Origin of the sequence: Vibrio sp. Vb1337 (assembly GCF_033338715.1) — a bacterium.
GTDB classification, from domain to species: Bacteria; Pseudomonadota; Gammaproteobacteria; order Enterobacterales; family Vibrionaceae; genus Vibrio; species Vibrio alginolyticus.
Genome location: NZ_JAWOTD010000010.1, coordinates 19,827 through 33,156, shown reverse-complemented (window position 1 = coordinate 33,156; position 13,330 = coordinate 19,827). Strand labels below are relative to the sequence as shown.

At 45.0% G+C, this 13,330-nt stretch carries 12 protein-coding genes; 3 read left to right on the top strand and 9 right to left on the bottom strand.

The genetic code is table 11. The features are described from left to right. Positions 1-23 precede the first annotated feature (23 nt). Positions 24-2,372: a PilZ domain-containing protein gene (locus R7E42_RS12835; protein WP_005380143.1), complete on the top strand. Its 2,349-nt coding sequence runs from the start codon at positions 24-26 to the stop codon at positions 2,370-2,372. 64 nt (positions 2,373-2,436) lie between these two features. On the opposite strand, the gene serB is transcribed toward R7E42_RS12835, so the two are convergent. Beyond that, a complete protein-coding gene (gene serB / locus R7E42_RS12830) occupies positions 2,437-3,417 on the bottom strand; it encodes a phosphoserine phosphatase (RefSeq protein WP_005386439.1) in 981 nt (326 codons plus the stop codon). Positions 3,418-3,508: 91 nt separating this feature from the next. Here serB and R7E42_RS12825 point away from each other — a divergent pair, with 91 nt between their 5' ends. After that, entirely contained in the window at positions 3,509-4,114 is a 606-nt protein-coding gene (locus R7E42_RS12825) for a YtjB family periplasmic protein (protein ID WP_005391677.1), read from the top strand. Between the two features lie 95 nt (positions 4,115-4,209). Here the strand turns inward: R7E42_RS12825 and deoD are convergent, their stop codons facing one another. The 4 genes from deoD to deoC all read right to left on the bottom strand — a co-directional run bounded on the left by deoD (position 4,210) and on the right by deoC (position 8,564). Continuing rightward, positions 4,210-4,929 carry a purine-nucleoside phosphorylase gene (gene deoD, locus R7E42_RS12820; protein ID WP_170890503.1) on the bottom strand — a complete coding sequence of 240 codons (720 nt, stop codon included), beginning with the start codon at positions 4,927-4,929 and terminating at the stop codon, positions 4,210-4,212. A gap of 143 nt (positions 4,930-5,072) precedes the next feature. Continuing rightward, the gene (locus tag R7E42_RS12815; RefSeq protein WP_170890504.1) at positions 5,073-6,293 is read right to left on the bottom strand and encodes a phosphopentomutase; all 1,221 of its coding nucleotides are present in this window, start codon (positions 6,291-6,293) and stop codon (positions 5,073-5,075) included. Positions 6,294-6,361: 68 nt separating this feature from the next. Continuing rightward, a complete protein-coding gene (gene deoA / locus R7E42_RS12810; protein ID WP_025768209.1) occupies positions 6,362-7,690 on the bottom strand; it encodes a thymidine phosphorylase in 1,329 nt (442 codons plus the stop codon). A gap of 97 nt (positions 7,691-7,787) precedes the next feature. Beyond that, positions 7,788-8,564, bottom strand: a complete 777-nt coding sequence (deoC, locus tag R7E42_RS12805) for a deoxyribose-phosphate aldolase (RefSeq protein ID WP_005380133.1) — start codon at positions 8,562-8,564, stop codon at positions 7,788-7,790. A 90-nt stretch (positions 8,565-8,654) separates the two neighbouring features. Here deoC and R7E42_RS12800 point away from each other — a divergent pair, with 90 nt between their 5' ends. Next, on the top strand, positions 8,655-8,789 hold the full coding sequence (locus tag R7E42_RS12800) for a hypothetical protein (RefSeq protein ID WP_005391675.1): 135 nt from the start codon (positions 8,655-8,657) through the stop codon (positions 8,787-8,789). A 358-nt stretch (positions 8,790-9,147) separates the two neighbouring features. Here R7E42_RS12800 and R7E42_RS12795 read toward each other — a convergent pair whose 3' ends face one another. The 4 genes from R7E42_RS12795 to prfC all read right to left on the bottom strand — a co-directional run bounded on the left by R7E42_RS12795 (position 9,148) and on the right by prfC (position 13,277). Next, complete coding sequence (locus R7E42_RS12795; protein ID WP_005380131.1) at positions 9,148-10,431, bottom strand: NupC/NupG family nucleoside CNT transporter; 1,284 nt, start codon at positions 10,429-10,431, stop codon at positions 9,148-9,150. A 204-nt stretch (positions 10,432-10,635) separates the two neighbouring features. Next, entirely contained in the window at positions 10,636-11,409 is a 774-nt protein-coding gene (locus R7E42_RS12790; protein ID WP_318072739.1) for a TatD family hydrolase, read from the bottom strand. Beyond that, complete coding sequence (locus R7E42_RS12785; RefSeq protein ID WP_005380125.1) at positions 11,396-11,593, bottom strand: DUF5363 family protein; 198 nt, start codon at positions 11,591-11,593, stop codon at positions 11,396-11,398. The genes R7E42_RS12790 and R7E42_RS12785 overlap by 14 nt, the downstream gene beginning before the upstream one ends. A gap of 94 nt (positions 11,594-11,687) precedes the next feature. Next, complete coding sequence (gene prfC, locus R7E42_RS12780; RefSeq protein ID WP_005380123.1) at positions 11,688-13,277, bottom strand: peptide chain release factor 3; 1,590 nt, start codon at positions 13,275-13,277, stop codon at positions 11,688-11,690. Positions 13,278-13,330: the final 53 nt, after the last annotated feature.

The following is a 13,330-nucleotide window of genomic DNA, read 5'->3' as shown; positions in this document are numbered from 1 at the left end:
AACGACATACTCTAACAGAAATAATGCAGCAATCTGAAATTCTCTCGCTCGCAGAACGACTCATTCCCGTTTACGGTACGAATGACTTTGACTTTGTCCTTGGCCAACTGACCGAGGAAGAGCCGCCTTCGGCCAAAATTTTGGTTAAAATGGAACTTAACCGCTTAATGGCTCCATGCAAAAAAAGTATTGATTTGCGAGGTCGCGTTCAAGGCGAATGTCGCGAGTATATTTTGGATGGTATTCCACATTGGTTGGATGATGTTGCTTTCAACGCTTACCATAAAAACATCAAAAAGTTTGGCTGCTACACGGAAGGAATGTGGGAAGCATTGGTCAACACGCGAAATAACTTTCGCGTAATGAGCAAGCGCCTTACTCAGCAAAAAACGCAATCGTTAACGGATCCTAAAAGCCCGTTCTTAGCAGAACCCGTTCACCTAGGCTACGATTTAAAGCGCCAAGAAAAACGCTTGAAAGTCCAATCTCAAGTTGAAATTTGCCGTTCTAAAGGACAGCTTCTTCATGGATTAAGCATTGATTTATCTAGCTCTGGCGCAAAGTTTAAAGTCCCTAGCGCATTTAAATATAACCTTGGGGAAATTATTCAGGTCACGTTTACTGAATTTGCCAGCAAATCTAACGTTGCAGGTATAGAGAAACCGCTTGCATACCGCATACTCGCGGTTGATGACTGTTACGAAAATGATTCAGTTCGATACCTCAGAACCATACGCTTAACTGACACCAATGTCGTCACCCGAGTGATAGATGAAGCGCTCAACAGTGCTGCTAAAAGGGCTCGTCACGACAATCAAGACAAGATTATTCGAGCTCGAACTCGCGGTTATGAGCATATCGCACTAAAGCACACCAGCAGCTTGCCTCTATTCTTTGATGGTAGTGACCTAAAATTAGCAATGTTAACGCCAAACAATCAAAAGCTTTGGCAATACTGGCACGATGAGAGAAACCAGCAAATGTTTGGTTCTTTATTCAACGAGCAACGCATCGCGTCACTCATTAAGCCTGGTGTTAAAGGAACAACCAATGTCCTTTATTCATTTACTCACGAGCACGAGAATCGAACCTATTTCTATTCGATGTTTCGCCCAGAAGCAACTCGCGAACAGCGCCAGCTATTTTGGCATTTAGGTGGCAAACGAGAGAGTTGGCGCGCCTTTAGAATTTCAATCTTTGAACTATCAGAGCAAGAGCAGGAAGACCTAGCAGCTTTCTCTCCAGAGTTGGCAGAAACGTCTCAATCACTGACTCATATTGGTATTTTGCAAGAAATTGCTGACGAAAAATCAGGGCAGGATTACCTGCTAACTGAAAAGCCGCGCTTACCCGCTAATACGTTAAACGCGTTTCGTCATCCGAGAAGAGTTATCGGCAATCCAAAGGGCATTTATTTTGATGCAAAGTCTCGTCGTAAAGAGCCTCGTTATCGTTTTAAAACACCTTTAGAGTTGTACTCAGGACAAACTAAAACAGGCGGCTGTACTGTTGACCTTTCCAAACGAGGACTCGGAATTAGGCTAAGTGAGCCCACGATGTTACGTTCTGGGCAAGAGGTAAGAATCAACTTTCGAGAATTACAACTCTACGATAAAAAATTGCCGTTAATGTCGGTGCCATATCGAGTAATTCGTGTAAGCCCAGATGGTTGTAGCGTGCAGCTAGTTATTGATGAAAGCAGCCAAACCATGAAGGTAATCGCTTTTTTCAACAGCATTATCGAGCACAATCAAGACAAGCTAATCCCGCAAAAAGAGACGCTACCAAGTAATGCTCTACTTGAAAGGCTGCACTGCATGTTGCTCTCGCGTACGCTGAGCACGCCCATTTTTATCAGTAAGAGTACGTCATCTTCAATCAAAACCCCCGTTATCGGGGTGAACTTGCCGCTACCTAAACACATTGAGCTTTTTGCCCGTCTTGGGCATGACCAACTGTTGTCACTTGAACCTATCTTTAAAGGCCGGACAAGCACATTAATCGCAGAGCCAATAAAACGTGTAGAAGGTGCTCAAGCCAGACATCAGGATATCTACATAAGCGCCGCAAAAGTAGGCAATAAAATTACAGGTATTGAGTCAAAGCTTCATCAAGAGTTCAACAGCGTAAAAGAGCGGATTCAATTTATAAAGAAAGCGCGAATGATGGGTGACTTTTACGTGATTCGCCTTTCTACTGCGCCAATTTTCGATCCGATGACATCATTACTGCAACAAGATTTAAGTGACTTAACCCAATTTGGCGTACATCAAGCGAGCAAGTTAGAAAAAGAGTTAACAGCGCTCGTTGGTTACAGTGAATTTGAAGACATTACTGAAGAGGTTGTAATTAGATTGGAGTTAACCGAGTAAATTCAAAGTCATACCAAATTGAAAAAAAAACACCGCCTTTCTAGCGGTGTTTTTGAATGGATGGTTAAGGTTTAGCTTTCCAGCTGACCTTTTGCTGCTTCACCAATGCGCCAGATAAAATACAGAGCACACCGCCCAACCCTGCAAAGCGAATCGCTGATTGCGCTTGAGCTTCCACTTTTGGTTTTGCGTGATACGCAATCCCTAATCCTGCCACCGACATCATCACAAGATCATTAGCGCCATCACCGACAGCAACCGTGTTGTGCTGCTCAATTTCATATTCATCCGCCAGTTCCACTAGAATGTCAGACTTCATCTGCGCCGTTACCACATCGCCAAGTACGTTACCCGTGAGTTTGCCGTCAATAATTTCTAATTGATTGGAGCGAGCAAAGTCTAAGTCGACTTTATCTTTGATGTAATCAGAGAAGTAAGTAAAACCACCGGAGGCAATCGCTGTTTTCCAGCCCAAGGCTTTCAACGTCGCAATTAGCGCTTCAAAGTCCGGCATGAATGGTAACTGGGAACGAACTTGTTCAAGAATTGATTCATCGGCACCTTTGAGCTTACCAACTCGCTGACGTAAACTTTGCTCAAAATCCAGCTCACCTTGCATGGCACGTTCAGTGACTTCAGCGACCTCATCCCCTACTCCTGCCAGTTTCGCGATTTCATCAATACACTCTATCTGGATCGCCGTTGAATCCATATCAAATACAATCAACCCTTGGGTTGATAGATCGGGCACTTCATTAAGCGAGGCGTAATCTAGGTTGAGACTTTGTAAGATCGTTTCATGTTGAGGAGTCAACTCTCCGGCCATCAGGGCTACTTCATATTGGCCAACTTTCCAAGTTTCTAGTATCGGGTTGTAAAAGCCGGTGAAGAAATCAATGTCTTCGAAGTGACTTGGCGAAAGGTACTCAGCAAATACGATCCAGTTTGCTTTTGCTTTATCTAATTGGGAGGCAAATCGAGTCTCGGGTAATCGTTTTAAAAGTGTCGTATGTTTTCTGATAGGCAAGCTTTTTGACGCGTCCATGTATATAATCCCTTATGACTTTGCTAAAACGTTACCTCAACAAACTAAAAAGGCAAGTCTTTGTTTTATTTTAAATGGATGAGTAAAGAGCATGAGTGAATCTTTGTTCTCAGTAAGGAATGCCCTAAGAATTCTGGCACTAATCCTACTGTGTGTGATGTTGTTTATCACAATAAAAAACAGTGTTGTGATCAGTAAGGGTAATGAGAAAATTCAAGCACAACAGCTTGAAACACTCACCAAAGTTTTGATTTCACAGGCGTCTCTTTCTGCCAGTGAGATGATTTTAACTAAAGATCAAGAACGATTACTTCAGCTAACAAACCAACTAGCACAAGACCGTTTAGTGTTTGATGCAACAATCTACGATGCACAGGGTGTACGTTTAGCGTCTAGTGAAGAGGCATTATCGGTACGCGAAGTTCTTGGCCTGGATACGCCTTTGGCAACAGCTTCCATTGGTCGCCAGCAGTTGGTTGAACCAGTTTTTGCAGATGGTGCGCTTATCGGTTTTGTTCGCGTGACTTTTGAGACGGGCCGGGTGACGGCTATTTCTGACCACCACTATCGCAAGAGCGATCGTTATATGTACATGATGGTCTTAATGAGCTTTGTCTGTGGCATGTTGTTCATCTTGATTTTACGTCGACAACCGATACGTCGTAAAAAAGCGCCAAACCTGCTGCTAACCAAGTAACTAGGTAGCGCTAACAACTCATATAAAAACAGCCCGCAATGTGCGGGCTGTTTTTTTAGCTCTTGAGAGAGAAAAATAGAATGACTCTTCGTCGCTTACTCTTCGTCACCAAGCAATACTGAATCTAGTGCGATTAGCATCATGTCGTTGAATGTCGTTTGACGCTCGTCAGATGTAGTCTGTTCGCCAGTCTTGATATGATCAGAAACCGTACAGATTGTCAGAGCTTTTGCACCGTATTCTGCCGCAACACCGTAAATACCAGCCGCTTCCATTTCAACACCAACAATGCCGTACTTGTCCATTACATCGAACATTTCTGGATCTGGCGTGTAGAAAAGCTCTGCTGAGAATAGGTTACCAACTTTAACGTCAATACCGCGAGCTTTTGCAGCGTCTTCTGCTGCACGAACCATGTTGTAGTCTGCGATTGCCGCGAAGTCATGACCTTTAAAGCGGATACGGTTCACTTTAGAGTCAGTACATGCACCCATGCCGATCACAACATCACGCACTTTGATGTCTTTATTCACTGCGCCACAGCTGCCAACACGGATGATTTTCTTCACGCCGAAGTCTTTGATTAGTTCAGTCGCGTAAATCGAGCATGATGGGATACCCATACCGTGGCCCATTACCGAGATCTTACGGCCTTTGTATGTGCCTGTGTAACCAAACATATTACGAACGTCACACACTTGAACGACATCTTCAAGGAAAGTCTCTGCGATGTATTTTGCACGTAGTGGATCGCCAGGCATCAGTACGACGTCTGCAAATGCACCCATTTCAGCATTGATATGTGGAGTTGCCATTTTCTTTTCCTTAACCTTTCTCTAGCGCTCCGCGCTTAAGGCGATATAAGCCAGAGTATTCTCATTTCCGACAAGCAGCATTTACATACTGCAAACATAAAACTAGGAGCAATCAAGCTCCTAGTTTTCAAAAACCTAACTAATTATAGGAAGTTCTTACCGTAATCCATTGGAGAAGTACCGAAGTAACTTGCCAATGTTTGACCGATATCTGCGAATGTTTCGCGGCGGCCAAGAGAACCAGCTGGTACTTTTTGACCATAAACCAATACTGGGATGTGCTCACGAGTATGGTCAGTACCTGGCCATGTTGGGTCACAGCCGTGGTCTGCCGTTAGGATAAGCACATCGTCTTCTTCCATAATCTCTAGCACTTCGTTGATACGACCATCGAAGTACTCAAGTGCCGCTGCGTAACCCGCTACGTCACGACGGTGACCGTAAGCTGAGTCGAAGTCTACAAAGTTAGTGAATACGATCGTGTTGTCGCCCGCTTCTTTGATTTGCTCTAGCGTTGCTTCGAACAATGCAGGGATACCTGTCGCTTTCACTTTCTTAGTGATGCCGCAGTTTGCGTAGATATCAGCAATCTTACCAATAGAAACCACGTTGCCTTGCTTCTCATCAACGAGCTTCTGAAGAACCGTTGCTGATGGTGGCTCTACAGAAAGATCACGACGGTTACCGGTACGCTCAAATTGACCTTTACCAGCACCAACGAATGGGCGCGCGATAACACGACCAATGTTGTAATCTTCTAGCTCTTCACGTGCGATTTGGCAAAGCTCTAGTAGACGGTCTAGACCGAAAGTCTCTTCGTGACATGCGATTTGGAATACAGAGTCAGCAGACGTGTAGAAGATTGGTTTGCCAGTCTTCATGTGCTCTTCACCAAGATCGTCAAGAACTTGAGTACCAGACGCGTGACAGTTACCTAGGAAACCGTCAAGCCCCGCACGCTCAAGAATGCGGTCAGTCAATTCTTTCGGGAAGCTGTTTGCTTTGTCAGTGAAGTAACCCCAGTCAAACAGAACAGGAACACCTGCGATTTCCCAGTGACCAGACGGCGTGTCTTTACCTGAAGAAAGCTCTGCTGCATGACCGTATGCACCAATGATTTCAGCGTCTGCGTCTAGTCCAGGTGCGAAGCGACCTGTCGATTCTTTATGCGCCATTGCCAAACCAAGTTTCGATAGATTTGGAAGGCGAAGTGTGCCTTGGCGATTGTCGTTATCTGCTAAGCCTTTTTCACATTGGTCAGCGATGTGACCTAGTGTGTCTGAACCTACATCACCAAATTCTTTAGCGTCGGCAGTTGCACCGATACCGAATGAGTCTAGTACTAAAATAAATGCTCTTTTCATTGCTCGTTCCTTAGGCCCACTCGGCTTTTTATTATGGTTGAGTAGGCCTTGTGTAATTGCTTGTTCTATTAGATATCTTCTGCACGAATTTGGCGGTAAACCTCTGGAGTTGGTGTGTATTCACCACCTACTTTGATTGCACTGCGCAGTGCTTTTGCCGCTTCTTCCCATTGCTCTTCAGTGCGAGCGTGGATGACCGCAAGAGGTTTATCACTGTCTGCGACCTCACCTAGGCGGATGAACTCGTCGAAACCAACTGCGTAGTCGATTTCATCAGTAGCAACACGACGACCACCACCCATAGCAACCACAGCCATGCCGATAGCACGTGTATCCATTGCAGAGACAATGCCCGTTTCTGTTGCGTAAACTGGCTTGATGATTGCTGCTTTTTCTAAGTAGTTGTCGTAGTTTTCTACGAAGTCAGCAGGGCCGCCTAAGCCAGCAACCATCTTGCCGAAGCACTCAGCCGCTTTGCCGTTATCCAGCACTTCCATCAGTTTTGCGCGTGCGTCTTCTGTGTTCTCAGCAAGCTTGCCAAGTACTAACATTTCAGCACATGAAGCCATGGTCACTTCAAGTAGACGAGGGTTACGGTATTCACCTGTTAAGAAACGAACCGCTTCACGAACTTCTACTGCGTTACCCGCTGAAGACGCCAATACTTGGTTCATGTCCGTAAGAATTGCCGTAGTCTTAGTGCCAGCACCGTTTGCTACCGCAACGATTGATTTTGCTAGCTCTTCAGACGCTTCGTAAGTTGGCATAAATGCACCTGAACCCACTTTTACGTCCATCACTAGCGATTCCAGACCCGCCGCCAGTTTCTTAGAAAGGATCGACGCCGTAATCAGGGAGATATTGTCTACCGTTGCGGTAATATCACGAGTCGCGTAAACACGCTTATCCGCAGGAGCGAGGTCACCAGTTTGACCGATGATCGCCACACCAGCGTCTTTGGTTACTTGACCAAAAACATCGTTGCTCGGCGTAATGTTGTAACCAGGGATAGATTCAAGTTTATCCAGCGTACCGCCTGTATGACCAAGACCGCGGCCAGAGATCATAGGTACGAAACCGCCACACGCTGCCACCATTGGGCCAAGCATTAAAGAAGTTACGTCACCCACACCACCGGTTGAGTGTTTGTCGACAATTGGACCACCGAAATTCATGTGGCTCCAGTCGATAACCATGCCCGAATCACGCATTGCACACGTTAAGGCGATGCGCTCATCCATGGTCATTTCATTAAAGAAAATCGTCATAGCAAACGCCGCAATCTGACCTTCAGATACCGTGTTGTTCGCTACGCCTTGAATAAAGAAGTTGATTTCATCGGCGGTTAGGACTTCGCCGTCACGTTTTTTACGAATGATTTCTTGTGGTAAATACATTAGTGCCTCCCAAGCTCTTTTGAGCCATGGTTGTAGTAGGATAGAAGAGGTTTGGTAGCACCCGTTTAGGTGCTACCGTTCAGACGTATTATTGGAATTAGTACGCTGTTGGATCAGCGACGTCGTCCGATACTTCTAATGTATTTAGTAGGTTGGTTAGCAGGCTAGACGCACCAAAACGGTAGTGACGAGCATCAACCCAGTTGTCACCTAGGATTTCGTCAGCCATTGCTAGGTATGCTGCTGCGTCTTCAGCAGTGCGCACACCACCTGCTGGTTTGAAACCAACAGTTTCTGCAACACCCATGTCGCGAATAACTTCAAGCATCATGCGAGCGTATTCTGGTGTTGCGTTTACTGGCACTTTACCAGTTGAAGTTTTAATGAAGTCAGCACCTGCTTCAATACAGATTTGAGATGCTTTCTTGATTAGTGCTTCTTCTTTTAGTTCACCTGTTTCGATGATCACTTTAAGAAGAATGTCACCACAAGCTTCTTTACATTGCTTAACTAGTTCGAAGCCTACTTTCTCATCACCCGCCATTAGCGCGCGGTAAGGGAAAACTACGTCAACTTCGTCTGCACCGTAAGCAACCGCCGCTTTTGTTTCAGCAACTGCGATTTCAATGTCGTCGTTACCATGTGGGAAGTTCGTTACTGTTGCAATACGAACCTCTGGCGTACCTTGCTCACGAAGTGTCTTCTTAGCAATAGGAATAAAGCGAGGGTAAATACAAATTGCAGCTGTGTTGCCTACTGCTGTTTTCGCGTCATGACATAGTGAGATAACTTTTGCATCAGTGTCATCGTCATTCAACGTAGTTAGGTCCATAAGTTTAAGTGCACGTAGCGCTGCTGCTTTTAAATCGCTCATTTCTATCTCCGATCAATATTCAAAAAATTCACTACTCAGCCTTACATCACGTCTTTAACTATAATCAACAAGTCGAGACAATGTGAGTAAATGGCTAAACAGTCTATTAATGAACGGACTTGGTTCCCTGAAGACTCGGCATATACAGCGAAAATTTATCATATGCCAATTGCTATCCTTGTCACCGCACAGTACCAGTTTGGCCTATGGCACAACAATCTATGATTGCGGTGTCTTTAATATCACATCACAAAGCAAAACGCCTATTAGATCTGATATTGCAGGGCAATTCATTTGCCCATCGATTATGTAATATTCATTACGTGATTAAGAATCAAGCTTAACCACTATCCTGTGATTAATACATTATAGAGTTTCACCGCAAAACTGTAGCACCAAATAGAGCGCAAACGGTTTGTATCTCAAAATTTCCTAGCCCCTATTCCATTGACTGCGTAATACCTCGACTAAGGCAAACACCCGATGAAATTTTGGAGCCCGAAAAACGAAAAATGCCCCGCAGCAATCTCTTGCTACAGGGCATGATGTAAAACGGCGTCTATATATTAAGAACCGATTCTAATTATAGTGCTGCAAGGCTTAAGCAGAAGCCTGCAATTGTCGCTGCCATAAGGTTAGACAACGTACCTGCAAGAACTGCTTTAACACCCATGCGAGCGATGTCACTACGACGGTTTGGTGCAAGGCTACCTAAACCACCAAGTAGAATCGCGATAGAAGAAAGGTTCGCGAAACCACATAGTGCGAATGAGATGATAGCTGTTGTCTTCTCAGACATGACTTCACCAGTTGCCGCGATTACTTGAGCGTTTTCACCTAGGTATGGTGTGAAGTTCAAGTAAGCAACGAATTCGTTCACTACGATTTTCTGACCGATGAATGAACCAGCTGTTACAGCTTCTGCCCATGGAACACCGATTAGGAATGCTAGTGGAGAGAACGCGTAACCTAGGATTAGCTCTAGTGTTAGTTCTGGCATGCCGAACCAACCACCGATGCCACCTAGCATACCGTTGATTAGCGCGATTAGACCAACGAATGCGATTAGCATTGCACCTACGTTAAGCGCAAGTTGTAGACCAGAAGCCGCACCGCCCGCAGCTGCGTCGATTACGTTAACTGGTTTGTCGTCACCGCCGTCCATCGCTTCTTCGATACTTTCGTGAGGCTGGTCAGTCTCAGGGTGAAGGATTTTAGCGAACAGTAGACCACCTGGTGCTGCCATGAATGATGCCGCAACTAGGTACTCTAGTGGAACACCCATAGATGCGTAACCAGCTAGTACACCACCAGCAACAGAAGCTAGACCACCACACATTACCGCGAATAGCTCTGATTGAGTCATTTTTGGAACGAATGGACGAACAACTAGAGGTGCCTCAGTTTGACCTACGAAAATGTTAGCTGCCGCTGACATTGATTCCGCACGCGAAGTGCCTAGCGCTTTTTGTAGTGCGCCACCAAGAATCTTGATAACCCATTGCATAACGCCAATGTAGTAAAGAACTGAAATCAGTGCAGAGAAGAAGATCAGTGTAGGAAGAACACGGAATGCGAAGATGAAACCGCCGCCGCCGAATACTTCGAACATCTTGTCAGAAACAAGACCACCGAACAGGAATGATGAACCATCGTTACCGTAGTTGATAACGTTAGAAACACCTGAAGAGAAACCGTTTAGTAGATCACGGCCCCAAGGTACATACAGAACAAATGCACCTAATGCGAATTGGATAGCGAATGCGCCACCCACAGTTCTAAAGTTGATAGCTTTTCGGTTGTTAGAAAATGCCACTGCAATCGCAAGAAGCACTACCATACCGATTAGGCTCATAAACAGGCTCATAGTTTATGACTTCCTTATAAGTTATTTATTGGCGTGTTACAAAATGGAGCTATAAAGCGGGGGCAATTATACTCATGCAGAATCAATTAAAGTAATGCCAGCCTCACACTTTCCTATAAGATTCATGATTGATTCAACCAGCTTTGTGAGTTAATTCACAATAAGCAGGAAAACGTTTTCGATTTCAAACCACATCTTTAGATTTTATTCACATATCGAGAAAGCAAAATTGCTATTTTTCCACAGTTGAGAGGCAATCGATTGCTTTCGGCCGTTATGCAACTCTACGAGCTCATTAAAGACGTGAATGAGTTTGGCTGGGTGATTTGACTCCCCTTGATATCCAAGTATAGGCATATCTGGTGCGTCTGTTTCGATTACTAGGTTTTCGAGTGGTAATTTTTGAATTGCGTCGCGTGTTTTCTTGGCTCTTGGGTAGGTAATCGTTCCTCCTACACCGATAAAAAAACCTAATTTGACCCACTCCATGGCTTGCTGATAACTCCCAGAAAAAGCGTGTAGCACACCACCTCTAGGGAGATTCGCCGCTTTCACCATTTGAATGAGGCGATTGTGCGCTTTTCGGCTATGTAAAATAACTGGGAGTTCGAAGCGTCTAGCCAGCTCAAATTGAACTTCAAGTATCTTTTCTTGCAACTGTGGCTCAACATCAATGGCAAAATCTAAACCACACTCTCCTATTGCCACGCACTGCTGCCCTTTTTGATTTAGATAGCCTTCTAGCTCTGTAAGGTGCTGCTCAACGTTATCTTCAAGAAAATACGGATGAAAGCCGAGCGCATAATACAAATTGGCATGTTGCTCTGCCAAAGTTTGAATACGAGCCCAGTTTTGCGGACCGACGGAAGGAATCAAAATTCTTGCGACGCCTTGCGTTTGAGCAAGCTCAAGTTGATATGCAAAGTCATCTTGAAACACATCAAAATCAAAGTGGCAGTGCGTATCAAAGAGCTTCATCTTGACGCTTTTTATCTGTATCTGCGGGCAGAAAATCAGAGGATGGTTGGGCTTCACTCTTCTCTTCAGTTTGATGGGCTGGGTCTTTTCGATATGGGACACAACTGCGTTTCTGATCGGGAGTTAACCCCATCTCTTTACACCAGTTGTCGTAACGCTTTAGCCCACGTTTAAACCAATTCATATCTTATCCTTATATAAAAACGCCCTTGGCTAAGTTTATAGCCAAGGGCGTTTTAAAATCTAGTTTGCGTTAAGGCTTACCCTAACCGCGCAAATTAGTGCTCACGCGTCGCACGGAAATCAACGTCAGGGAAACGCTCTTTCGCCAAGTTTAAGTTAACCATTGTTGGAGCGATATACGTTAGGTTATCACCACCATCCAATGCTAAGTTCGCTTGATTCTTGCGTTGGAACTCATCCAGTTTCTTCGCATCACCACACTCAACCCAACGCGCAGTTGCAACGTTAATGCCTTCATAAATCGCTTCAACGTTATACTCAGATTTCAAACGAGCCACAACAACATCGAACTGAAGTACACCAACGGCACCAACGATCAGATCGTTGTTCTGTAGAGGACGGAATACCTGTACCGCACCTTCTTCTGATAGCTGAACCAAACCTTTGAGAAGCTGCTTCTGCTTTAATGGATCTTTCAGGCGAATACGACGGAATAGTTCCGGAGCGAAGTTCGGAATACCAGAGAACTTCAGTGATTCACCTTGAGTAAAGGTATCACCAATCTGAATAGTGCCGTGGTTGTGTAGACCAATGATGTCACCGGCGTAAGCGTGTTCCGCACGTGCACGGTCACCAGCCATAAAGGTTACTGCATCAGAGATACTCACTTGCTTGCCAAGACGAACGTGGTTCATCTTCATACCTTGCGTGTAAGTGCCCGATACAATACGCATGAATGCGATACGGTCGCGGTGTTTTGGGTCCATGTTCGCTTGGATCTTAAATACGAAACCAGAGAACTTCTCTTCAGTCGCTTCAACTTCACGTTCAACCGCTTGACGAGTTTTCGGCGCTGGAGCCCATTCAGTTAGACCGTCTAGCATATGATCCACACCAAAGTTACCTAATGCAGTACCGAAGTAAACTGGCGTAAGATCACCGGTTAAGAACATTTCCAAATCAAACTCAGGGCAAGCACCCATGACAAGCTCAAGCTCTTCTCGAACACTTTCCGCAAGGCCTGCACCAACTTTTTCATCAAGCTCTGGGTTGTCGAGACCTTTGATGATTCGAACTTCTTGAATCTCATGACCGTGACCTGATTCGTATAAAATCGTTTCATCACGGTGAATGTGGTACACACCTTTAAATTCTTTACCACAGCCGATTGGCCATGTAATTGGCGCACACATCATGCCCAACTCGTTTTCTACCTCGTCCAATACTTCCATTGGATCACGAACGTCACGGTCAAGTTTGTTCATGAAGGTTACGATTGGCGTGTCACGCAGACGCGTTACTTCCATCAGCTTACGTGTACGATCCTCGACACCTTTCGCCGCATCGATAACCATCAAACACGAGTCTACTGCCGTTAACGTACGGTATGTATCTTCCGAGAAGTCTTCGTGTCCAGGCGTATCAAGTAGGTTTACCAGACAGTCATTGTAAGGGAACTGCATTACAGAAGTGGTTACCGAGATACCACGTTCTTTTTCCATTTCCATCCAGTCTGATTTTGCATGCTGTGCGTTACCACGACCTTTAACCGTACCTGCTTTTTGGATCGCGTTTCCGAATAAAAGGACTTTTTCAGTAATGGTGGTTTTACCCGCATCCGGGTGAGAAATAATAGCGAACGTTCTGCGCTTAGACACTTCGCCTAAAAAAAGGGGATTTGACATTAGTTAATCTTCTAAATTACTTTCATGCTCACAAAATAGGCAAGCATATCTAC

Bases quoted from the DNA above. Each gene is read 5' to 3' on its own strand.
- R7E42_RS12835 (WP_005380143.1), top strand. From the start codon at position 24: ATGCAGCAATCTGAAATTCTCTCGCTCGCAGAACGACTCATTCCCGTT.
- serB (WP_005386439.1), bottom strand. From the start codon at position 3,417: ATGGACGCGTCAAAAAGCTTGCCTATCAGAAAACATACGACACTTTTA.
- R7E42_RS12825 (WP_005391677.1), top strand. From the start codon at position 3,509: ATGAGTGAATCTTTGTTCTCAGTAAGGAATGCCCTAAGAATTCTGGCA.
- deoD (WP_170890503.1), bottom strand. From the start codon at position 4,929: ATGGCAACTCCACATATCAATGCTGAAATGGGTGCATTTGCAGACGTC.
- R7E42_RS12815 (WP_170890504.1), bottom strand. From the start codon at position 6,293: ATGAAAAGAGCATTTATTTTAGTACTAGACTCATTCGGTATCGGTGCA.
- deoA (WP_025768209.1), bottom strand. From the start codon at position 7,690: ATGTATTTACCACAAGAAATCATTCGTAAAAAACGTGACGGCGAAGTC.
- deoC (WP_005380133.1), bottom strand. From the start codon at position 8,564: ATGAGCGATTTAAAAGCAGCAGCGCTACGTGCACTTAAACTTATGGAC.
- R7E42_RS12800 (WP_005391675.1), top strand. From the start codon at position 8,655: ATGGCTAAACAGTCTATTAATGAACGGACTTGGTTCCCTGAAGACTCG.
- R7E42_RS12795 (WP_005380131.1), bottom strand. From the start codon at position 10,431: ATGAGCCTGTTTATGAGCCTAATCGGTATGGTAGTGCTTCTTGCGATT.
- R7E42_RS12790 (WP_318072739.1), bottom strand. From the start codon at position 11,409: ATGAAGCTCTTTGATACGCACTGCCACTTTGATTTTGATGTGTTTCAA.
- R7E42_RS12785 (WP_005380125.1), bottom strand. From the start codon at position 11,593: ATGAATTGGTTTAAACGTGGGCTAAAGCGTTACGACAACTGGTGTAAA.
- prfC (WP_005380123.1), bottom strand. From the start codon at position 13,277: ATGTCAAATCCCCTTTTTTTAGGCGAAGTGTCTAAGCGCAGAACGTTC.